This window comes from Geomonas propionica, from assembly GCF_016458235.1.
GTDB lineage: Bacteria > Desulfobacterota > Desulfuromonadia > Geobacterales > Geobacteraceae > Geomonas > Geomonas propionica.
The window spans coordinates 1-20,156 of the sequence record NZ_JAEMHK010000018.1 but is presented as its reverse complement, the minus strand read 5'-3'; the positions used below and the strand labels follow the sequence as shown (position 1 = coordinate 20,156).

General features: G+C 61.1%; 20 protein-coding genes. 8 read left to right on the top strand and 12 right to left on the bottom strand.

Annotation, left to right across the window (positions count from 1 at the left end; genetic code table 11):
- The first annotated feature begins 94 nt into the window (after positions 1-94).
- A complete protein-coding gene (locus JFN90_RS19465; RefSeq protein WP_199396790.1) occupies positions 95-1,474 on the top strand; it encodes an OmpA family protein in 1,380 nt (459 codons plus the stop codon).
- Positions 1,475-1,616: 142 nt separating this feature from the next.
- Here JFN90_RS19465 and JFN90_RS19460 read toward each other — a convergent pair whose 3' ends face one another.
- The 6 genes from JFN90_RS19460 to JFN90_RS19435 form a co-directional block, all read right to left on the bottom strand.
- Positions 1,617-2,270 carry a hypothetical protein gene (locus tag JFN90_RS19460; protein WP_199396789.1) on the bottom strand — a complete coding sequence of 218 codons (654 nt, stop codon included), beginning with the start codon at positions 2,268-2,270 and terminating at the stop codon, positions 1,617-1,619.
- Positions 2,271-2,357: 87 nt separating this feature from the next.
- The gene (locus JFN90_RS19455; RefSeq protein WP_199396788.1) at positions 2,358-2,939 is read right to left on the bottom strand and encodes a putative metallopeptidase; all 582 of its coding nucleotides are present in this window, start codon (positions 2,937-2,939) and stop codon (positions 2,358-2,360) included.
- The gene (locus tag JFN90_RS19450; protein WP_199396787.1) at positions 2,939-3,235 is read right to left on the bottom strand and encodes a cytochrome C; all 297 of its coding nucleotides are present in this window, start codon (positions 3,233-3,235) and stop codon (positions 2,939-2,941) included. Before JFN90_RS19450 ends, JFN90_RS19455 begins: the two co-directional genes overlap by 1 nt.
- A 184-nt stretch (positions 3,236-3,419) precedes the next feature.
- A complete protein-coding gene (locus JFN90_RS19445) occupies positions 3,420-4,196 on the bottom strand; it encodes an acyl-CoA dehydratase activase (RefSeq protein WP_199396786.1) in 777 nt (258 codons plus the stop codon).
- A 140-nt stretch (positions 4,197-4,336) separates the two neighbouring features.
- Positions 4,337-5,320 carry a 2-hydroxyacyl-CoA dehydratase family protein gene (locus JFN90_RS19440; protein WP_199396785.1) on the bottom strand — a complete coding sequence of 328 codons (984 nt, stop codon included), beginning with the start codon at positions 5,318-5,320 and terminating at the stop codon, positions 4,337-4,339.
- Positions 5,321-5,325: 5 nt separating this feature from the next.
- On the bottom strand, positions 5,326-5,664 hold the full coding sequence (locus JFN90_RS19435) for a hypothetical protein (protein WP_199396784.1): 339 nt from the start codon (positions 5,662-5,664) through the stop codon (positions 5,326-5,328).
- A 140-nt stretch (positions 5,665-5,804) separates the two neighbouring features.
- On the opposite strand from JFN90_RS19435, the gene gcvT reads away from it, so the two are divergent.
- The 6 genes from gcvT to lipA all read left to right on the top strand — a co-directional run bounded on the left by gcvT (position 5,805) and on the right by lipA (position 12,029).
- Entirely contained in the window at positions 5,805-6,881 is a 1,077-nt protein-coding gene (gcvT, locus tag JFN90_RS19430; protein ID WP_199396783.1) for a glycine cleavage system aminomethyltransferase GcvT, read from the top strand.
- Between the two features lie 119 nt (positions 6,882-7,000).
- Positions 7,001-7,372 (top strand): glycine cleavage system protein GcvH, encoded by a 372-nt coding sequence (gene gcvH, locus JFN90_RS19425; RefSeq protein ID WP_199396782.1) that lies wholly within the window; start codon positions 7,001-7,003, stop codon positions 7,370-7,372.
- Position 7,373: 1 nt separating this feature from the next.
- Complete coding sequence (gene gcvPA, locus JFN90_RS19420; protein WP_199396781.1) at positions 7,374-8,711, top strand: aminomethyl-transferring glycine dehydrogenase subunit GcvPA; 1,338 nt, start codon at positions 7,374-7,376, stop codon at positions 8,709-8,711.
- The gene (gene gcvPB, locus JFN90_RS19415) at positions 8,702-10,141 is read left to right on the top strand and encodes an aminomethyl-transferring glycine dehydrogenase subunit GcvPB (protein ID WP_199396780.1); all 1,440 of its coding nucleotides are present in this window, start codon (positions 8,702-8,704) and stop codon (positions 10,139-10,141) included. The genes gcvPA and gcvPB overlap by 10 nt, the downstream gene beginning before the upstream one ends.
- A 209-nt stretch (positions 10,142-10,350) precedes the next feature.
- On the top strand, positions 10,351-11,151 hold the full coding sequence (locus JFN90_RS19410; protein ID WP_199396779.1) for a lipoate--protein ligase family protein: 801 nt from the start codon (positions 10,351-10,353) through the stop codon (positions 11,149-11,151).
- 26 nt (positions 11,152-11,177) lie between these two features.
- Positions 11,178-12,029: a lipoyl synthase gene (gene lipA, locus JFN90_RS19405; RefSeq protein ID WP_199396778.1), complete on the top strand. Its 852-nt coding sequence runs from the start codon at positions 11,178-11,180 to the stop codon at positions 12,027-12,029.
- A 168-nt stretch (positions 12,030-12,197) separates the two neighbouring features.
- Here lipA and JFN90_RS19400 read toward each other — a convergent pair whose 3' ends face one another.
- The 6 genes from JFN90_RS19400 to JFN90_RS19375 all read right to left on the bottom strand — a co-directional run bounded on the left by JFN90_RS19400 (position 12,198) and on the right by JFN90_RS19375 (position 18,654).
- Positions 12,198-12,719, bottom strand: coding sequence for a flavodoxin (locus JFN90_RS19400; RefSeq protein ID WP_199396777.1), 522 nt, complete (start codon positions 12,717-12,719; stop codon positions 12,198-12,200).
- A 122-nt stretch (positions 12,720-12,841) separates the two neighbouring features.
- Positions 12,842-14,644, bottom strand: a complete 1,803-nt coding sequence (locus tag JFN90_RS19395; RefSeq protein WP_199396776.1) for an aldehyde ferredoxin oxidoreductase family protein — start codon at positions 14,642-14,644, stop codon at positions 12,842-12,844.
- Positions 14,641-15,360 carry a 4Fe-4S dicluster domain-containing protein gene (locus JFN90_RS19390; protein ID WP_199396775.1) on the bottom strand — a complete coding sequence of 240 codons (720 nt, stop codon included), beginning with the start codon at positions 15,358-15,360 and terminating at the stop codon, positions 14,641-14,643. Before JFN90_RS19390 ends, JFN90_RS19395 begins: the two co-directional genes overlap by 4 nt.
- A 19-nt stretch (positions 15,361-15,379) precedes the next feature.
- Complete coding sequence (locus JFN90_RS19385) at positions 15,380-16,507, bottom strand: MBL fold metallo-hydrolase (RefSeq protein ID WP_199396774.1); 1,128 nt, start codon at positions 16,505-16,507, stop codon at positions 15,380-15,382.
- 56 nt (positions 16,508-16,563) lie between these two features.
- Complete coding sequence (locus JFN90_RS19380; RefSeq protein ID WP_199396773.1) at positions 16,564-17,622, bottom strand: NAD(P)-dependent alcohol dehydrogenase; 1,059 nt, start codon at positions 17,620-17,622, stop codon at positions 16,564-16,566.
- Positions 17,623-17,643: 21 nt separating this feature from the next.
- Positions 17,644-18,654, bottom strand: coding sequence for an aldo/keto reductase (locus JFN90_RS19375; protein ID WP_199396772.1), 1,011 nt, complete (start codon positions 18,652-18,654; stop codon positions 17,644-17,646).
- 309 nt (positions 18,655-18,963) lie between these two features.
- On the opposite strand from JFN90_RS19375, the gene JFN90_RS19370 reads away from it, so the two are divergent.
- On the top strand, positions 18,964-19,881 hold the full coding sequence (locus tag JFN90_RS19370; protein ID WP_199396771.1) for an AraC family transcriptional regulator: 918 nt from the start codon (positions 18,964-18,966) through the stop codon (positions 19,879-19,881).
- The last annotated feature ends 275 nt before the right edge of the window (positions 19,882-20,156 follow it).

Sequence of the window (20,156 nt, the reverse complement as noted above, 5' to 3'; positions counted from 1 at the left end):
CTCGCCTTCAGTTGCATCAGCATAGCCGCGTCGCTGTCGGGCGCTCCCCCAATGCATCCATCACAGTGAAGCCTAACAACATAGGAGGTGTCAGATGAAAAAGTACCTGCTGTTGCTTGTTCTGGTTCCCGCATTGTTGTTCACGCTGCTCCCGCAGGCCCACGCCGAGATCAAGGCAGAAAGTTTTTCCGTGTCACCCTTCGTAGGCGGCTACACCTTCATCGGCAAGGAGCATCTGGAAACAGCTCCCACCTTTGGCTTGCGCGCCGGCTACAACTTCACCCGGCACTTCGGTGTCGAGGCGGTATTCGACTACGTTCCCACCGAAGGCAAGAAGAACAGCAACATAGGTCACGTCGACGCGTACAACTACCATCTGGACATGCTCTACCACTTCATGCCGGACAATAAACTGGTCCCGTACGTCGCGGCTGGCTACGGCGGGCAGTCACGCGAAGCGAGGGGCCCTTTTGAAACCACCCGTTCCGCCTTCAACTACGGGGCGGGCGTCAAGTACTTCCTGACCGAGGCCATGGCCCTCAGGGGCGACCTGCGGCATCTCATCCTCCGGGATGACGGCGAGTCGTTCCACAACCTGGAGTACAGCGTCGGCGTCGATTTCGTGTTCGGCGGCGTGAAGGAAGCCCCGGCTGCCGTCGCCAAACAGGAGCCCCCGGCGGCGCAGCCCGCCCCCGCGGAGCCGCCGCTGGAGCCGGTCCCCGCGGCCGAGCCGACGCCGGGACACTACAAGTACTGCGTCACCCTGCATGGCGAGTTCGACATCGACAAGGCCGCCATCCGCCAGGAAGACAAGGAGCAGATCGCTCCGGTTTGCGAGTTTATGAAGCAGTACCCGACCACCACCGCCGTCATCGAAGGGCACACCGACAACGTGGGCGCGCCCGAATACAACCTCGACCTCTCCAAGCGCCGCGCCCAGGCCGTCGTCGACTACATGGTCGCCAACTGCGGCATCGACCGCTCCCGTCTGGAAGCACGCGGCTTCGGTTTGGCCCGCCCGGTGGCGTCCAATGCCACCGATGAGGGGCGCCAGGCAAACCGCCGCATCGAGGCGATCATCGACTGCGCCTTCGACGTGAAAGAGGTCAAGCCCCCCGAGCGTCTATGCATGGCCCTGGTGGTGGAGTTCGACACCGGCAAGGCCGCCATCAAGCCGCAGTACAAGGATGAAATGGCCAAGGTCGCCGACTACATGAAGAAGTACCCGACCACCACCGCCATCATCGAAGGGCACACCGACAACGTCGGCGGCTACGAGTACAACATGAAACTGTCCCGCGAGCGCGCCGAGAGCGCGGTGCGGTACCTGGTTGACAACTTTGGCATCGAAAAGAGCCGCCTGACTGCCAAAGGGTATGGCTACACCAGGCGCGTCGCGTACAACAGCACCGCCGAAGGCCGTGCCAAGAACCGCAGGATCAACGCCATCATCGACTGCGTTGTGACAAAGTAGAATAAGATTAAGATTGAGATTAAGAAAGCGGAGCAGTTGCTAGTCACTGACTGCGTAAATAAAAAGGGGAGGCCGTATGGCTTCCCCTTTTTTCTGCTCTGTTCGTCTCTATCTTAATCTCAGCCTTAATCTTGGTCTGTCTCTATCCTATCTCCTTGGCGATGAAGCGCTGCACGGTGCGCAGCATCTCGTCCACGTCGGCCGTATGGTACCTCTCCCCCTGGCCTGCCAGGAAATCCGCCTTCATGTAGCACCAGTCTTTGACCCGCTGGTAGGTCCCCACCTGGTACGCCTTGGCCTGGTAGAGCGCCTCGTTCATCTCCTCGGTGCTTCCGGTCGGGATCCCCTTGTTGGTGCAGACCAGCATCAGCACCTGCTCCAGCAGCACGAAGGCGAGGATGCAGGCCGTGTGGTTGTCGCCGCGCTTCAAAAACTCGGAAGTCCTGCCGGCGAGGTATTCCAGCACCGCGTGGTCCAGGTACAGACGGATCTCGGTGAGGCCTCCCGCTTCATACTCCTCGCGGGCGGAGTTCACGATGGCGCGGCAGTTGTCGAAGCTTTCCTTGTAGGTGATGTTGATGATCTTGGAGTAGATGGATTGGAAGTTGCGGTAGTAGGCGCTTTCTTCACCGAATATCTGCTGCAGAAGGCTCAGCGCCGAGTTGGCCCAGTCCTGGAACAGCTTGGAGTCGACGGTGGCGGCGATGTCGTTGATGAGCTGCGAAGAACTCACCTTTTTCGCCTTCTCGGCGAGCTCATCGAACTTGCGGGTGACGGTGTAGTCCAGTTTCAGCATGACGTCTTGCCCCCCTTGGGGTCTGCGGGTCGGTAGCGTCTGCCAAGTTATAGTTTTGCCAGTGAAAAGTCAAGAATGGCTTGTTCATTAAGCCGGTGTGATACTGATGCGGGGGGCCTGCAGACGCCGGGCCACGATGGCGCCGTGCCGTGAGCGCAGGGACGCCAGGTTTCCCTCCAGAAACTCCAGCGCCGATCGATCCGGGATGGTCTCCAGGTAGCGGTCCACCAGTTGTCCCATCAACAGGTTGTAAGCCTTGGTCGAGGAGCCGTGGGCGTAGTTTCGGCCGGGAAAGCGGCGGATGTCGCCGTCGCAGGCAGGGGAGATGTGGTACAGCTCGTGGAAGATGGTGATCATCTTCTCGCGGAAGGAGAGTTCCAGGAAGCGGGGGATCAGGAAGTAGATGACGTAGAGCATCTCTTCGCCGCGGTGGGTGATGCTGGGCATGGTGCACAGGACGCTGCGCCGGCCGCGCCGGCTCCGGACCGATTTCTCGCCGCCGGCAAAGCGCAGCGGGTGGATCTTGGCGAGGCTGCCGCCGCGGCTGGTCCTGCCGGTGGAGACGCAGACCAGGAGCTTTTCGGGGATGATGTGGTGCAGTTCCGGGGAGCGGAGCGTGATGTCGTAGATCAGCCGCTCCAGCTCCCCGGTAAGGTTCAACGTGGTCATTACACTCCGGCGAGTTTGAGCTTGTGGCAGAACAGGCAGCGCATCGGCCCGTCCTTGGGTTTCACGGGGTGTTTCGCAGGGAAGGGGACGCCGCCCGGCGCGGTGTTGTGGCAGGCGGGGCATCCCTTGTCAGCTTCCATCTTGCTGCCGGTCTTCTTGAACAGCTCGTAGGAAGGCTTGTGGGTGTCGTCCAGCGGGACGCGCTTGGTCTTTTCCTCGCCGGAAATGACGTAGAAGATGATGAAAACGGCAGCGATGATGCCGATGAAGATCCAGTCTTTTTTGCCGATACGCATGTGCCCTCCGGGATCAAATCTAAGCGGCGAGGTTAAACGCGCCGCGAGGAAAATTCAAGCGAAAATTGTGGGAGATGGAAAAGCAATTTTTTCACGCAAAGGCGCAAAGGCGCAAAGAAAATCTTTGAAGGATGAAATACCCGCTTTTCTTGCTTCTGATGGTGTCTTTGCGTGAAATTTGCTTTTAAAGGTTTGCGGCGCAGCCGATGGCACCGTTGTGCTGGGGGTGCTTGGGTATCACGACCTCCATGCCGCACTGCCCCCGCAACAGGTTCACCATGGCGCCGTTGAGCGCGACGCCGCCGGTGATGACCAGGGTGTCCGAGGGAAAACGCTTCAGCATCGGCATCACCCGCTTCACCAGCGTGAGGTTGACGCCGGCGCAGAGCCTTGAGACCGGATAGCCGCGCAGGATCTGGCCGATCAACTCGCTCTCCCCGAAGATGCCGCAGGTGGCGTCCAGCGCCACCGGCTCCTCGGCATGGGAGGAGAGCTCGTCCAGGCTGACTTCCAGGACCGCCGCCATGTTTTCCAGGTAGCGGCCGCTGGAGGCGGCGCACTTGTCGTTCATCACAAAGTCGGTCAGCCGGCCCGCCACCACCTGAGCCACCTTGGTGTCCTGTCCCCCCATGTCCAAAAGGGTGAAGTTGGCAAGCCCGGTTTGGGTGCGCGCTCCGGCGACGTGGGCCTTGATCTCGGAGATGACGCGGGCCCCGTGCAGGTTGATGCTGTTGCGGCCGTAGCCGGTCACCGTGATCTGCGCCTGCGCCAGTTCGTCCCCGCTGAAGATGCCGCTTCCCAACAGGTCCAGCGAGAGCTCGTCGTTGACGATGCTGCCGTATTTCTTGTAGAAGGCGATGGTGTCCAGGTCCGCCAGCCTGACGATCTCGTCGCCGCGCATCAAGGCGAACTTGGCCTTCCTGCTGCCGAGGTCAATTCCTATTTTCAAAGTGTCTGACACCTGAATTTCTTCTCCTGTCATTGCCGACCGCACCGATGCTTTTGAGAAAGTATCCGGTGCGGTTTTATCTTGTGGCGCTGCTTGCCAATTGCAACGGCCATTGTATATTTGGTCACGGGTTTGGCACAGCCGAGGGATTTTCAGTTCCGGTCGTCGAGCAACTCCAGAAAACCTTCCAGCCTGATCTTCGTCCTGGCATCCACATCACCCGGCTTGTCACCTTCCAGCGTCAGAATCGGGAGCTTGATGCTCTTTCTGAGTACCATGTCTTCGATCTGCCTGAAGCAGAAGGATTGAACATAGTGGATCACCCCATCCACCTTCCGTCGCTCCAATTCCCGGCTGATATCGCCGATCCGGTGGAAGATGTCGTAGGGGTAGCTGTAGGTGCGGTACTGCTCCACGAGGTCCTGGATACCGTAAGGCATGGAGAACTGCCGCTGGGTCTCGTTGAATACCACCCGGGCACCTATCTCCTCCACGAAATCGTAAAGACCCGAGACGATGGGGGGGACGCCCAGGTAGGCAAGCCTCATTCGCTCCTTGCGCTCGGGCCGTTGCGCCGCCTGCTCCAGAAAGGCGTCCACCTCGGCCTCGAAGGCATCCAGGTCGCCGTTCATGTCCGAGGTGCAGACCTGAAAATAATGGTTCTCCTCGCCGGTGACCCGGTTCTCCTGCCAGGTGAGGCGGTCGATCTCGTGCACCTTCGCCCTGATCCGGTCCAGGCGGGTTTTCGCCTCGCCCACCTCGGCCCAGCCGACGCCGAAAACGGACATGAGCTTTTCGATCTCCGCCTTGAGCGGCGCCGCTTCACGCCCGGCCGGGTAGGCGAAAGGATAGACCCGCACCCCGTCCAGTGACAGGACCTCCATGAGGGCCTTGGTGTAGCTGCAGTCCCCTTCGGTAACGGCGATCATCTCCTTGACGCCGCTGGCGACCACGGCGCCATAGATCCCCTTGATCCAGGCGCAGACATTGCGGGGGAAGCCGGTCAGTTCGGCATCTTCTATCAGTGAGGCCTTTTCGGGGTGGGTGATGAAGACGTTGTTGAGATCGATGGGGACCACGCCCGCCGCGATCAATACTTCCAGCGGGATGGTGGTGGTAAAGCCTACTCTGCGCAAAAGTTCTACTCCGTCTTGATGAAAAATAAATAGATGAGGAACGCTCCGATGGCGAGGCCGCCGAAGGCGAAGGGGAGAGTCGTGGAGAGGTTCAGCGAATCGCCTTCCGCCGGCATGGTGTAGCGGAGCAGTAGCAGCAGCGAAATGGTGGTGAAAAGGACTGCCAGCACGAACTTGGAGCGCACAATCACGGCATAGAAGGCGATGATCAGAAAGCCGCAAACGATCCACGGGCTTGAGAGGGCGCTCTTCACAGTCAGGTGCCGGACGAATTCTACCATGTGGGCCGTCTCGAACGGCGAGAGCTTATCCGCGGTTTTTTGTAACAGCTCAGAGTTATCCATGCAATTCTCCTTCAAGGGCTAGATTATATTCATATCGACGAATTTAGCAACAAGTTAAAGAGATAGGGTGTTTAGCCGTTACTTTCCGCTTTTGTTTGTTAGTGATAGCCAATCATTGTCCAGGTGAAAGGAGTCCATGTATGGAAGAACTGAAGGCAACTCCGCTGCGTACGGACCACGAGAACCTCAAGGCGCTGATGGCGCCCTTCGGCGGATGGCTCATGCCGATCCAGTACTCCGGGATCATCGCCGAGCACAAGTGGTGCCGCGAGCGGGCCGCTCTCTTCGACATCTGCCACATGGGAGAGTTCATCTTCAAGGGGGACATGGAGGGTGTCTTCACCTTCTCGGTCAGCTCCATCCCCGTCGGGCGCTCGCGCTACGGATTCCTCCTGAACGACGTCGGCGGGGTGATCGACGACCTCATCGTGTTCCGGCTGGCGGAAGATGAGGCGATGATCGTGGTCAACGCCGCCACCACCGACAACGACTTCGCCGTGATCCGCTCACGGCTCAAGAACCCCGCCGCCCTCACCGACATCTCCGCCCGCACCGGCAAGGTGGACCTGCAGGGGCCGCTCTCCCGCGAGATCATGGTGCAGCATTTCGGGGCGGCGATCCAGGGCATCCCCTTCTTCAAGTTCATCAAGACCAGCATCCTGGGAAGCGACGCCATCGTCAGCCGGACCGGCTATACCGGGGAGCTGGGCTACGAGATCTTTCTCCCCGCCGACAAGGTGGCCGAACTCTGGCGCCTGCTGCTCCAAGACCCGCGCGTGGCTCCGGCAGGCCTGGGTGCCCGCGACCTGCTGCGCCTGGAGATGGGATATTCCCTCTACGGCAACGACCTCGACGAGCAGATCACGCCGATTACCGCCGGGCTCTCCACGTTCGTCAACATGAACAAGGAGTTTGTCGGCAAGGCGGCCTTGGAGCGGGAGGTGGAGCAGGGCTCGCAGCGGATGAAGGTCGCCTTCAAAGTGGACTCGCGCCGCGCGCCGCGCCACTTTTACCAGATCCTGCTGCAGGACCAGGAGGTGGGCGTGGTGACCAGCGGCGCCTTCTCCCCCATGCTCTCCTGCGGCATCGGGTTGGGGCTGGTCAAGCCCGAGGCGGCGGCATTGGGGACGCGCCTCACCATCAGGCACGAAAAGGTGGAGATGGAGGCGCAGGTGGTCGAGCTTCCCTTCTACACCGGCGGGTCCCTAAGAAGCTGACAAACCTTTAACAGGGATAAAAGGGATACAAGGGATGAAAAACACGTCCTGCAGTTATCCCTTTTATCCCCTTTATCCCTGTTCGTATTGTTTTTCATCCTTAAAACGGAGGTCGCATCATGGCAAAGTTCTACACCAAGGAGCACGAGTGGGTCGAGATGGCGGGGGCGCAGGCGACGGTGGGTATCAGCGAGCACGCGGCCCATGAATTGGGTGACATCACCTACGTGGAGCTCCCCAAGATCGGCAAGAGCGTCAAACAGTTCGAGGCGCTGGCCGCCATCGAGTCGGTCAAGGCCGCCAGCGACATCTATGCCCCCGTTTCGGGTAAAGTCGCGGCAGTGAACCAGGCGCTCGACGAGGCGCCGGAGCTGGTGAACCAGGGTGCCGAATTTCAGGGATGGATCTGCAAGCTGGAAGGGGTGACTGAAGCCGAACTGGGCGCGCTCATGGATGCCGCCGCCTATGACGAGTACCTGAAAGGACTGTGACATGGGATACTGCCCGAACACACCGGATGACATCCGGGACATGCTGGCGGTGATCGGCGCGGCCAGCGTGGAGGAGCTCTTCGCCCCCATTCCCGCGGACCTGCGCGCCAAATCATTCGACCTCCCGCCCGGCATGTCCGAGTTGGAGCTCATGCGGCTCATGAGGGAAAAGGCGGCCTCCTGCGGCGCCGATATTACCCCCTTCATCGGCGGCGGCATCTACGACCACTTCATCCCCGCCGCCGTTGATCACCTCTCCTCCCGCGCCGAGTTTTACACCGCCTACACCCCGTATCAACCGGAATGCGCGCAGGGGACGCTCCAGGCGCTCTACGAGTACCAGACCACCATCTGCCGCCTGACCGGAATGGAAGCCTCCAACGCTTCCCTCTACGACGGAGGCACCGCGGTGGCCGAGGCGGCTCTCATGTCGCTGCGCATCACCGACCGGCACAAGGTGATCCTGGACGGCTCCGTGAACCCGCTGCACCGGGAGATCGTCACCGGCTACCTGCACGGCCTCTCCGCCGAAGCGGTGGCGGTCGCCCCCGACGGCTGCGCCTCCGACCTCGCCCACCTGATGGCCGCCATCGATGACGAGACCGCCGCGGTGATCGTGCAGAGCCCCAACTTCTTCGGGTCGGTTCAGGACTTCCGCGAACTGGCGCAGAAGGCGCACGACCACGAGGCGCTCCTGATCGTCTCCTGCTACCCGATCGCCATGGGCCTCGTTGCCAGTCCCGGTGAAATGGGGGCGGACATCGCGGTGGGGGAGGGGCAGAGTCTCGGCAATCCCCTTTCCTTCGGCGGACCCTACTTCGGCTTTATCGCTACCCGCAAGCGCTTCATCAGGAACCTCCCCGGGCGCATCGTCGGCGAGACCGTGGATCACCAAGGTCGGCGCGGCTTCGTGCTCACCCTGCAGGCGCGCGAACAGCACATCAAGCGGCACAAGGCGACCTCCAACATCTGCAGCAACCAGAGCCTGTGCGCCCTGCGCGGCCTTATCTTCTGCGCCTCCCTAGGGGAAAAGGGGTTCGGGGAGTTGGCCCAGTTGAACTACGACAAGGCGCAGTACGCCAAGTCCGTGCTCGGTGCGGTACGCGGGGTGGATCTCCTAAACGACGGCGCCACCTTCAACGAGTTCACCTTGGCCCTTCCCAAGGATGCGGCCGAAGTGGTACAACGGCTGCTCGACCAGGGAGTGGCGGCGGGAGTCCCGCTGGGGCAGTACTATCCCGGCATGGAGCGGGCGCTGGTGGTGACCGTAACCGAAAAGCGGACCAAGGACGAGATCGACCGTCTGGCGGCGCTGCTTGAGGAGGTGTTATGGAGCTGATCTTCGAGAAATCCGTCTCCGGACGCACCGGCGTCAGGGTTCCCTTGAGCGACGTTCCCAAGGCCGCACCGCTCGCGGATGCGGTGAGACGCCGTGATCCGGTGCGCCTGCCCGAGGTCGGCGAACTGGACCTGGTACGGCATTACACCAACCTTTCCCGCAGGAACTTCTCGGTGGATACCAACTTCTATCCGCTGGGCTCCTGCACCATGAAGTACAACACCAAGGTGACCGAGAACGCCGGCGGGCTCTTCGCCTCCTGTCATCCCATGCTCGCGCTGCTCCCGGGCGGCGACAAGCTGGTGCAGGGACCGCTGGCCATCGTGTACGAGCTGGAGCGCCAGTTGGCCGAGATCACCGGCATGGAAGAGGTGACCACCCAGCCTTTAGCCGGCGCCCACGGCGAGATGACCGGCATCATGGTGATCGCCGCCTATCACAAGGCGCGCGGGGACCAGAAGCGAAAGTACGTGATCGTGCCGGACTCCTCGCACGGCACCAACCCGGCCAGCGCCGCCATGGCCGGCTACGAGATCGTCACCATCCCGACCGCCCCCTACGGCGACATGGACCTCGACCTGTTCCGGCAGGCGATGAGCGACGAGGTTGCGGCGGTGATGCTGACCTGCCCCAACACCCTGGGGCTTTTCAACCCGCACATCGCCGAGATCTGCGCCATCGCTCACGAGGGGGGCGCGCTTACCTACTACGACGGCGCCAACCTGAACGCGATCTTGGGCAAGGTGCGTCCCGGCGACGTCGGCTTCGACGTCATCCACGTCAACCTGCACAAGACCTTCGGCACGCCGCATGGCGGCGGCGGTCCCGGCAGCGGCCCCATCGGCGTGCGTGGCGATTTGGTGCGCTTCCTCCCCACCCCGCGCGTGGTGCGCAGGGGGGACGGCAGCTATGGAGTGGAAGACCATCCGGAGGGGATCGGCCGCGTTTCCGACTTCTTTGGCAACTTCGGGATCATGGCCCGTGCCTACGCCTACATTACGCTTTTGGGGCGCGAGGGGCTCATTGAGGTGAGCGAGCAGGCGGTGTTGAACGCCAATTACATGATGGCGCGGTTGAAGGAAGAGTACGAGCTTCCCTTCGACCAGACCTGCATGCACGAGTGCGTCTTCTCCGCGAGCCGCCAGCTGGAGCATGGCGTGCATGCTATAGACGTCGCCAAGTACCTGATCGACCGGGGCTTCCATCCGCCGACCGTGTACTTCCCGCTCAACGTCAAGGAGGCGATCATGATCGAGCCGACCGAGACCGAGAGCAAGCAGACCATGGATGCTTTCATCGAGGTGATGCTGGAGGCGGCCAGGATGGCCAAGGAGAATCCGGAGCGGCTGCACCAGGCGCCGGTGACGACGCCGGTGGGGCGGCTCGACGAGACTCGGGCCGCGAGAATGCAGCAGGTGTGCTGCGAGTAAACCAATAAGAAAGACAAAACCATTGGCCGCGGAGAAAATCTGAGAACATCTGAGGAAAGACCAAAGCCTGAGAAAGGCTAAAGATCTTAGCGGGAAGGCTCTGCGGCCTAAGGGCGCCACCGTATGTCAGGTTTGCTGTACCCCTAAAGTCTTTTGGTTTTCTCAGATTTTCTCAGATTTCCTCCGTGGCTAATGGTTTAGAGGTTTTGATGTGTAAGTGGCGTTTGATAGACACCGGGCCCTTGGACGGACCGGGCAACATGGCGCTCGACGAGGCGCTACTCAACTGTTTCCAGAAGGACCCCACCCGGCCGATCCTGCGCCTGTACGGTTGGAATCCGCCGACACTTTCGGTGGGACGTTACCAGGACGCGGCCGCCGCGCTCAAGCTCGACCTCTGTCGCGAGGAGGGGGTGCCGGTGGTGCGCCGCATGACCGGTGGCGGCATCATCTACCACGCCGCCGAGGTGACCTATAGCGTGGTCTGCGCACCTGAACACCTGGGCGACCGGACCGGCGTGAAGGACGGCTTCCGCAAACTGTGCGGATTCCTGCTTGGCACCTACCAGCGCCTGGGCCTCGATGCCCGCTTCGCCGTCGACTGCAACCCTGGCGAGGAGCGGCTGGGCGAGCGGACCTCCTACTGCTTCGCCGGCAAAGAGGAATTCGATGTCGTCATCGACGACCGCAAGATCGGCGGCAACGCCCAGCGCCGCCTTTCTGGCGCCATCCTGCAGCACGGATCTATCCCGCTGGAAAACCGGGTGCAGCAGGGGCTGCGCTACCTGAAAGAGCCGGCGCCGGGCGCTGCGCGTTCAGTGAGTTTGTCGGAACTGGACCGAACGCCCGAGCCGGATGAGCTGAAACGACTCCTGGTCGAGTCGTTCCAGGAGCGGATGGGCGTCGATTTGGTGCCCGAGTCGCCGACGGACCAGGAGATGGTGACGGCGGGGAAGCTCGAGGAGCACAAATACCGCTGCCCAAGCTGGACCTTTGAGGGGCGGAGTTAAAAGCTGGCCAAGTTTTTGGGGGTGAGATGGAAGTTCTACGCAAGCCGGAATGGTTGCAAAAGAAGGTAAACCCGGCTGCACACGCGGAGATGGAAGGGCTTTTGAAAGAGCTCAACCTGAACACCGTCTGCCAGCAGGCCCGCTGCCCCAACATCACCGAATGTTTCCGGCAGCGGCAGGCGACCTTTCTGATCCTCGGGCGCGCCTGCACGCGGCTGTGCTCGTTCTGCTCCGTCTCCAAAGAAGTGCCCCTGCCGCCCGAACAGGGGGAGCCGCAGGCGGTGGCCGAGGCCGTCTGCCGCCTAAAGCTCTCGCACGTGGTGATCACCAGCCCCACCCGTGACGACCTCCCTGACGGTGGTGCCGGGCAGTATGCCGAGACCGTCGCCGCCATTCGCGGGGCCTCACTGGCAACGAAGATTGAACTGCTGATCCCGGATTTCCAGGGGGACCTTGAGGCGCTGAAGAGGGTGCTGGCGAGCGAGCCTGACATTCTGGGGCACAACCTGGAGACGGTGCCGAGGCTGTACGCCATCCGTTCCGGCGCCGACTACCAAAGGTCTTTGCGCCTTTTGGCCGACGCGCACCGGCTGGCACCTGAGTTGAAGACGAAATCGGGATTGATGCTCGGGCTGGGTGAGGAGGAGGACGAACTTTTCGATGTGTTTAATGATCTGGTTGCAGCGGGGTGCAGTTACCTCAGTATGGGTCAGTACCTCGCTCCCAGTCGGCAGCACTATCCGGTGCAGCAGTTTATCGAGCCGGAGCGCTTCGACAGGTTGAAGCAGCAGGCCCTCGCCGCCGGTCTTCTCCACGTCGAGAGCGCCCCCTACGTGCGCAGTTCGTACATGGCAGACCGCTACAGGGATGGGCTATGACTTCGCGGGGGATGGCAAATAGAGTGCTGATCACTAGCTTTAGCGGTACACGCGGCCTAGCGTTCCCCCCCCTTCGCAAAGGGGAGGACGCGAGTTCTCGTGCAGTGCTTCGTGGACAGCTATAAGCTGCTTCGGGTTTTGTCATTGCATCCTCCGTGGTGCGGCTCGTCATGCCGCCTCCGCCACGCCCAACTTGCGCAGCCATTCCGACAGTTTCTGCCCGGCCTTGTGAACCTCCCCGCCCCGAATCGCCATACCTTCGAGGACTGTGGCGCCGGGGCAGAGCCCGCTTATGTCCCTCGCGCTTTGCCCTAAGCCGGTGCCCTCATGAGTGATGAACGGTATGATCGCCTTGTCGCTGAAGTCCTGTCCGGCAAGGTAGGTCATGACCGGCGGCGCCACGGTATTCCACCAGTTTGGGGAACCGACGAATATGACGTCGTAATCGGCGGCATCATGACCTTTTGTCTTCAACTCCGGCCGATGCCCCGCCCGCAGCTCCCGCTTCGCCTGGTCAACGACGGTATTGTAGTCTTTGGGATACGGCTGTAGCGTCTTCAATTCGAGCAGATCGCCCCCCACCCTCTCGTTTATCTGTCGTGCACATTCCCGGGTGTTACCCGAATGCGAGAAGTAGACGGTGAGGACCTTCCACCCGCCAAAACCTGCCTTGTTGCTTTTACTGGTCATCAAAAACATCCTCTCGTCACTGCGTTCTCTTATTGGCCCCGCAAGGGGAGGCAACTTCCCCCTCCCCTTGCGGGAGGGCGCTCAAGTGCTACTGCTGCGTGTAGAAGGAAGGCTTATTTCTGTCAGACAAACTCCAGTCCCAATTCCTTCAGCTTGACCTCACCCGGCTTGGTGGTGATGGGATCCCAGCCGCGGTCCTGGTAGTACTTGGTCAGCATCTCCTCGAACTTTTTCCGGTCGAGCACGGCACCTTTCTTCGCGCCAATGGTGAAGGCGTCCTCGAAGAAACGGTTCGGCAGCTTGTCGTCACTACGGCGGAAGCCCTCCCGATAGTTGAACATTTTCTCCAGGTTGAAGATCCGTTCACCTGCCTTTTCGAACTCGGCCTTGTCGTACTCGTGGCCAGTGATCGCGCTCAAGAGCTCAAGCATGGGCTGTTCGAGCGCCGGCTCGAAGGTCGGGAAGAAACACATCCCGGTCGAATCCAGCATGGCGCGCCTGTTCTGCATGGCGATGTCGTCGCCGCTCATGTGGCAGGCACCCCGCGACGCCGTCACGTAAGAGAGCGCCCTGGGCTGGTTCCCCTGGATGTTGTGCGCCGCCAGTTCCAGTCCTTTCACGTGGATGGCGAATTTCTCGCTTCCCTGTCCGATATGGCGGGACAGTGTTGCTACCCCCTGGGCGGCGAGAGCGCCCACGCCGTCCTTAGCGGCGATCTTCTCGATCATGGCCAGCGTCGCGTCCACGCTCCCCCATTTGAGGTCGATGCCGTCCAGGAACTTCCGATCGATCATCCCCTTCTCGTAGGCCTCCATCAAAAAGCCGATCACATTACCGGTGGAGATCTGGTCCAAGCCCAGGTCGTCGATGTTGTAGATAGCCCTCAACAGGCCGGGCATGTCGGAGATCATCAGGTTGGAGCCGAGCATGACGCCGGTTTCGTACTCGGGGCCGTCATGCACCACGCCGCCGTATTTCCCCTTGGTGACGCCGCTCTTCTTGCAGGCGAGCGGGCAGCAGTAGCAGGCGAAGTCCCTCACCCAGACATCACGCCGTGCGGCGTCGCCGCCGATCTTGTCCGCCTCGGTGAAGGTCCCCTCGCGGTAGTTGCGCACCGACTCGGTCCCGGCGTTACTGTTGCCGACGATGGCCCTAGCCGTCCCCTGTTCCGCCCATGACTTGGCGTACGAGGTGCCGTAGAGCGCGCGCCGGGCCTTTTCCAGCGCGGTGAGAAACCGCTCGTGATTGGCAACGCCCGGCTGACCTGAACCTTTAACCGCGATCGCTTTCAGGTTCTTGGAGCCCATGACGCAGCCGGATCCCCCGCGCCCGGCGGCCCTTCCTGCCGTGTGGATGATGCTGGAGTAGGGGACCAGGTTTTCGCCGGCGGGGCCGATGTACACCGTCTTGTAGTTCCGGTCGCCCAGTTCTTCCAGGAAGGCTTTGTCGAAGGCATCGGTCCGCATTCCCTTGAACTTCCTGGCGTCCCGGATGGTCACCTTGTCATTGTCGATGACGATGTAGGAGAAATCCCTGGCCTTGCCGATAACCACCAGGCCGTCGTAGCCCGCGAACCTGATCTCCGGGCCGAAGAAGCCCCCCATGTTGGAGTAGGTGACGGTGGAGGCATGGTGATGGTCAGATTTGAGCGGAGCCGTGATGGGGGATTTTGTTACCACGCAGGTCCGGGACGAAGAGGGGACGGGAAGTCCCGAAAAGGGTCCCGGTATGAACATGAGCGGGTTCTCCGGGGAGAGCGCGTCGACTCCAGGCTTTTTCAGCCGGTCCCAGAGTAGCTTCATGCCCAGTCCCTGTCCCCCAACGAACTTGTCCAGGTCCTCGGGAGGGACGGCTACCGTCCTGGACTTCCCGGAGCTCAAATCTATTTCAAGTATCCTGCCGTGGTATCCCGGCTTGCCACTCATTTCACACCTCCCAACGTTGCCGTCCCGTACCAGTTGCTGGCCAGTTCAGCCGCTATCTTTTCCGGCCCGAGGCCATAGAACTTCCTGTCGCGCCGCACCTCGACAAGGGACAGCGCCCCGAAGGGGCAACACTTGACGCACTGCGGATCGCCCCCGCACAGCGTGCACATGTGCTCCGGTTTCCCCGTCTCCGGGTTGGGGCGGATAACGCCGGTGCGCAGCGAGGCGCAGGCCTTGGCGCAACTGCCGCAGCCGATGCAGCGGCTAATATCGTTGTGCATGGTGTGACTCACGTCGTCCCGGTAGAAGGCGCGCCGGCCCGTCTTTGCATCGGGGGGCACCGGGCACGCTTTGGCGCAAGGAGTGTCGGCGCACATGGCGCAGATGTTGGGGACGTCCACGTCCGGGTTGAAGTTGTGGACCTTGATGTTGGCGAAGTGGGGATTGCCCAGTCCCGGCAGATCCTTGCCCGCGACCGCTGCTGGCCTGTTGCGCGATGAGCACGCCGTCTCGCAGGTCCGGCATCCCGTGCACTTGTTGTAATCCACCACGACCATCTTCAGGGTCGGTTCGCCCGACAGCGCCCACGCTGCCGAGTGGATCCCGAACTGCCCGAACAGCACCAGCGCGCCGCCACCAACACTGATTCCCTTCAGGAATTGCCGGCGTGAGAATGCCGCATCGTGCTGCCGCGTACCCTCGTGGTTCCTCGTCATATCAGCCTCCTAAACCTTCTCAGATGCCCACCAATGGTTTTGCTCCTTCCCTGATCCCTGCAGGAGTTGCTGTACGGACCTCATCTACCGATGCCCACCATGGCCCGTCTTGCGCGGTTTCTGATGGGGAGACCGGTTCACCGATAACGGGCAGGGCCACCTCGACGTTTCGCGCCCGCGCCAGCGCCAGCATTTTGTCGAACGGCTCGCGCCATGCGTGCATGGAAAGGTCGAAGGTGCCGTTATGGATGGGCAGCATCCTTTTTCCCTTCAGGTCGACGTGCGCCTGGACCGTTTCTTCCGGCATCATGTGCACGCCGGCCCAGTTCATGTTGTACGCTCCCGCCTCGAGTAGGGTCAGGTCAAACGGGCCGTACTGCTCGCCGATCCTCTTGAAACCCTGGAAGTAGCCGGAGTCCCCGCTGAAAAAGATCCGGAACCCGGGAGCGAGGATGGTCCAGGAGTTCTGGAGTGTCTGGTTCTTTCCGAACAGGCCGCGGCCTGAGAAGTGCCTGCACGGCGTTGCCACCACGCGGACCTCGTCCACCTGCGTCGACTGCCACCAGTTCAGCTGCCGTACCTTCGCGGAGGGGACGCCCCAACCGGTTATGATGTCACCTACCCCGACCGGCACCAGGAAATGCTCAGTCTTGGCCGACAACTTCATTATGGAATCCCGGTCCAGGTGGTCGTAGTGATCATGGGATATGATTACCGCCTTGATGGGAGGTAACTCCTCGATGGTAATCGGCGGCTGGTGGAACCTCTGCGGACCTGCCCACTGTACCGGTGAAGCCCGCTCCGAAAACATCGGATCCGTGAGCCAGAAGTTGTCTTGTAGCTTGAGGAGCACGGTGGAGTGCCCGATCCTGAAGGCAGTGTTGTCGGGTGCGGCGAGCAACTCATCGCGGGTCATCTTGTGGATCGGGATGTTGCCGGTGGGGCGGGTGTCGGTCGGCTTGTTGAAGAAGAAATTCCACATCACTTGGGCTGACTTCAGTACTCCTCCGGTCGTCATCACTTCTCCTGCTGATTTTTTCGCGGCTTCCGTTGATCCTTCCCGGGCAACTTCGCCGCCGCTGCGTACTGCCATGACTGTCAAGCCTCCGATGATGATTGCCGCGATGGTCGTTCGCTTCAGGTTCATTTTTGCTCGTGGTGGCGTTTCCCCCCTCCCGCAAGGGGAGGGGGAAGTGCATTGTTTTACTCCGCTTTCAAGGAGGCCATGTCGATCGAGAAGCGGTACTTCACGTCCGACTTGACCAGCCTCTCGTAGGCCTCGTTCACCTTCTGGATCGGAATCACTTCCACGTCGGAGGTGATGTTGTTTTTTCCGCAGAAATCAAGCATCTCCTGGGTCTCGGCGAGTCCGCCGATGAGGGAGCCGGAGACGCTGCGCCGGCCGAAGAGGAGCGCGAAGGAGGAGAGAGCGAGCGGTTTGTCCGGTGCGCCGACCAGGGTGATGTTCCCCTCCAGACCCAGCATCTGGATATAGGCGTTGAGGTCGTGATCAGCGGCGATGGTGTCGAGGATGAAGTTGAAGGTCCCCGCATGTTGCTTCATCTGCTCGGCGTCCTTGGAGATGATGACCTCGTCGGCGCCCAGGCGCAGGGCATCATCTTTCTTGCCGGGCGAGGTGGTGAAGACGACGACGTGGGCGCCGAACGCCTTGGCGAACTTGACCCCCATGTGTCCGAGGCCACCTAGACCGACGATACCGACCTTTTTACCCTTGATGTCGCCCCAGCGGTGGATCGGGGAGTAGGTGGTGATCCCGGCGCAAAGCAGCGGCGCGACGCCGGCCAGGTTCAGGTTAGTGGGAACGCGCAGCACGAAGTGCTCGTCGACCACGATGCTGTCCGAGTAACCGCCGAAGGTGACCCCGCCCAGGTGCTTGTCAGGCGAGTTGTAGGTGAAGGTCGCGTTGGTGCAGAACTGTTCCAGGTTGGCCTCGCAACTGGGGCAGCTGTGATCGGAATCGACCAGGCAGCCGACGCCGGCCAGGTCCCCCGCCTTGAACTTGATTACCGCCGAACCGACCTTGGTGACCCGTCCCACGATCTCGTGTCCGGGCACGCAGGGGAACATCGTCGGCATGACGCTGTTCCACTCGTCGCGCACGGTGTGCAGGTCGGAGTGGCAGATGCCGCAGAAAAGGATTTCGATCTGGACGTCGCGGTCGGTCGGCTCACGGCGCTGGATGGTGGTCGATGCCAGCGGGGCGGTCGCGCTGGCGGCGGAATATGCTTTTGCCTTATACATGGTTGATCCTCCTGTTCCTTGTTACCTGTTGGTGAGCTTTTCCAGCATCTCGGGGTAGCGGCCCCCCTCCACGTGAATCTTCGCGGCGGCGGACTCGATTTGGCGCAGGTCGTCCGCGCTCAGGTTGATGTCGACGGCGCCGTTGTTTTCGTCCAGGCGCTCCAGTTTGGTTGTTCCCGGGATCGGTACGATCCACGGCTTTTGCGCCAGCAGCCAGGCCAAGGCGATCTGCGCGGGCGTCGCTTTTTTCTGCGCCGCGATCTCCCCCAAGAGGTCCACCAGGGCCTGGTTCGCCTGCCGCGCCTCAGGAGTGAAGCGGGGAAGGGTGGTGCGGAAGTCGGTGCTGTCGAAGGTGGTGCTGGCGTCGATCTTCCCGGTCAGGAAGCCTTTACCGAGCGGGCTGTAAGCGACCAGGCCGATGCCGAGTTCCTCCAGCGTGGGGAGGATCTCCGCCTCGGGACGGCGCCACCACAGCGAGTATTCGTTCTGCAACGCGGCGACCGGCTGCACTGCATGGGCGCGGCGGATGGTCTGCACGCCCGCCTCGGAGAGGCCGAAGTGCTTTACCTTACCCTCCTGGATCAACTGCTTCACCGCTCCCGCCACCTCTTCGATCGGCACGTCGGGATCGACCCTGTGCTGGTAGAAGAGGTCGATGACGTCGGTTTTGAGCCGCTTCAGAGAGGCCTCGGCGACTTCGCGGATGTGCTCCGGCCGGCTGTTCAATGCCGGAGTCGCGCCTTTCATGCCCCTGGGGTCCTTGCCAGGGGCGATGTCGAAGCCAAACTTGGTCGCGATTACCACCTTGTCTCTCAGTGGCGCGAGCGCCTCGCCGACCAGTTCCTCGTTGATGAACGGGCCGTAGACTTCAGCGGTATCGAAGAAGGTAACGCCGCGCTCCACCGCCGTTCGCAGCAAGGCGATCATCTCCTGCTTATCCTTTGGGGGGCCGTACGAGAAGCTCATCCCCATGCAGCCTAAACCCAGGGCGGAAACTTCCAGCCCGCTTCTCCCCAGTTTGCGCTTTTGCATTGTGGTCTCCTTTGAGTCATTGTGTAGTAGTTGATGCCGTAGGGACCGATGCTATGACAGAAGACGTTCCGGCAAATTCTATCGCATCGTGCGCCATGCTCCAGCGCGGGGCATGATCGCGTGTCCCTTTGCGATGATCAGATCCTAGCGCTTAAAGAGGAAAGGGGGGTAGACCGATCCTGTCTGATTTTTGCCTGATCCTCCGGATGATTCAAAAAAAGTTGTAAAACAGGCGGAGCTTGGCTAGGATGGATCTGTTCAAAGAGTTGTTAAAACAGCCGTTTGAGCTGATGGTTGGAGGCTGACGCAATGGAAGAAGCGATTGAAAGTTTGAAGCGGAGCGTTGCCCGATGGACCGAACAAGCGGAGATCTTCGATACGCCGGTCCCCGGGTTGTCGCTGTTCAGAAGGGAAGAAGTCACCGAGCCGATGAGTGGCATCTACGAGCCGAGTGTTTGCCTGGTTGCCCAGGGAGCCAAGCGCATTCAGCTCGGTGATGAAACCCTGATCTATGACGCCAATCACTTCCTGATCACATCGGTGCACTTGCCCACGGTGGTGCAGATCATCGAGGCGAGCCCTGAAAAGCCGTATCTTGGGCTGCGGCTGATGCTCGACCTGCGCGAGGTCGCGCAACTCATGCTGGACAGCAACCTGCCCCAGTCTCGCACCCAGCAATCCGGTTGCGGCATGGCTGTCGGCGAGGTGACTCTGCCGCTCATCAGCGCCTTCCAGCGCCTGCTCGACCTGATTGACGAGGAGAAGGATGTCGCCATCCTTGCGCCGATGATCCAGCGTGAGATCATCTACCGGCTGCTGGTGGGCGACCAGGGGGCGCGCCTGCGGCAGATTGCTTCGGCGGGAAGCCAGAGCCAGCAGATCGCCCGGGCGATCGACTGGCTCAAGGGCAACTTCGCCAACCCGCTGCGCATCGACGAGTTGGCGACCAAGGTCAACATGAGCACTTCCACCTTTCACCACCACTTCCGGACCCTGACGGCGATGAGTCCGCTGCAGTACCAGAAGATGCTGCGCCTGAACGAGGCCCGGCGCCTGATGCTGACCGAGCGCCTGGACGCGACCACCGCCGCTTTCAATGTCGGCTACGAGAGCGCCTCGCAGTTCAGCCGGGAGTACAGCCGCCTCTTCGGGACGCCGCCGCTTAGGGACATCACCCACCTCCGCCGCATGGCCACCGGTGATCTTCCAAGCTCGGTTTCCGCATGACCCGCACATCTCCCTAGAACTTTTGCCGTTATGTGTTGATGACCATCACCTGAAGTGCGAAGCCCTTCACCCAAAGTGCGAAGGTCTCCACCTAAAGTGCGAAGGTCACCACCCAAAGTGCGAAGGTCATCACCTAAAGTGCGAAGGTCACCACCTAAAGTGCGAAGGTCACCACCTAAAGTGCGAAGGTCACCACCTAAAGTGCGAAGGTCATCACCCAAAGTGCGAAGGTCATCACCCAAAGTGCGAAGGTCATCACCCAAAGTGCGAAGGTC

Excerpts from the sequence above, each read along its gene's own strand:
- JFN90_RS19375 (WP_199396772.1), bottom strand. The coding sequence starts at position 18,654 with ATGCAAAAGCGCAAACTGGGGAGAAGCGGGCTGGAAGTTTCCGCCCTG.
- JFN90_RS19385 (WP_199396774.1), bottom strand. The coding sequence starts at position 16,507 with ATGAACCTGAAGCGAACGACCATCGCGGCAATCATCATCGGAGGCTTG.
- JFN90_RS19390 (WP_199396775.1), bottom strand. The coding sequence starts at position 15,360 with ATGACGAGGAACCACGAGGGTACGCGGCAGCACGATGCGGCATTCTCA.
- gcvT (WP_199396783.1), top strand. The coding sequence starts at position 5,805 with ATGGAAGAACTGAAGGCAACTCCGCTGCGTACGGACCACGAGAACCTC.
- JFN90_RS19460 (WP_199396789.1), bottom strand. The coding sequence starts at position 2,270 with ATGCTGAAACTGGACTACACCGTCACCCGCAAGTTCGATGAGCTCGCC.
- JFN90_RS19450 (WP_199396787.1), bottom strand. The coding sequence starts at position 3,235 with ATGCGTATCGGCAAAAAAGACTGGATCTTCATCGGCATCATCGCTGCC.
- JFN90_RS19400 (WP_199396777.1), bottom strand. The coding sequence starts at position 12,719 with ATGACCAGTAAAAGCAACAAGGCAGGTTTTGGCGGGTGGAAGGTCCTC.
- JFN90_RS19370 (WP_199396771.1), top strand. The coding sequence starts at position 18,964 with ATGGAAGAAGCGATTGAAAGTTTGAAGCGGAGCGTTGCCCGATGGACC.
- lipA (WP_199396778.1), top strand. The coding sequence starts at position 11,178 with ATGGAAGTTCTACGCAAGCCGGAATGGTTGCAAAAGAAGGTAAACCCG.
- gcvH (WP_199396782.1), top strand. The coding sequence starts at position 7,001 with ATGGCAAAGTTCTACACCAAGGAGCACGAGTGGGTCGAGATGGCGGGG.
- gcvPA (WP_199396781.1), top strand. The coding sequence starts at position 7,374 with ATGGGATACTGCCCGAACACACCGGATGACATCCGGGACATGCTGGCG.
- JFN90_RS19435 (WP_199396784.1), bottom strand. The coding sequence starts at position 5,664 with ATGGATAACTCTGAGCTGTTACAAAAAACCGCGGATAAGCTCTCGCCG.
- JFN90_RS19455 (WP_199396788.1), bottom strand. The coding sequence starts at position 2,939 with ATGACCACGTTGAACCTTACCGGGGAGCTGGAGCGGCTGATCTACGAC.
- JFN90_RS19395 (WP_199396776.1), bottom strand. The coding sequence starts at position 14,644 with ATGAGTGGCAAGCCGGGATACCACGGCAGGATACTTGAAATAGATTTG.
- JFN90_RS19410 (WP_199396779.1), top strand. The coding sequence starts at position 10,351 with ATGTGTAAGTGGCGTTTGATAGACACCGGGCCCTTGGACGGACCGGGC.
- gcvPB (WP_199396780.1), top strand. The coding sequence starts at position 8,702 with ATGGAGCTGATCTTCGAGAAATCCGTCTCCGGACGCACCGGCGTCAGG.
- JFN90_RS19465 (WP_199396790.1), top strand. The coding sequence starts at position 95 with ATGAAAAAGTACCTGCTGTTGCTTGTTCTGGTTCCCGCATTGTTGTTC.
- JFN90_RS19380 (WP_199396773.1), bottom strand. The coding sequence starts at position 17,622 with ATGTATAAGGCAAAAGCATATTCCGCCGCCAGCGCGACCGCCCCGCTG.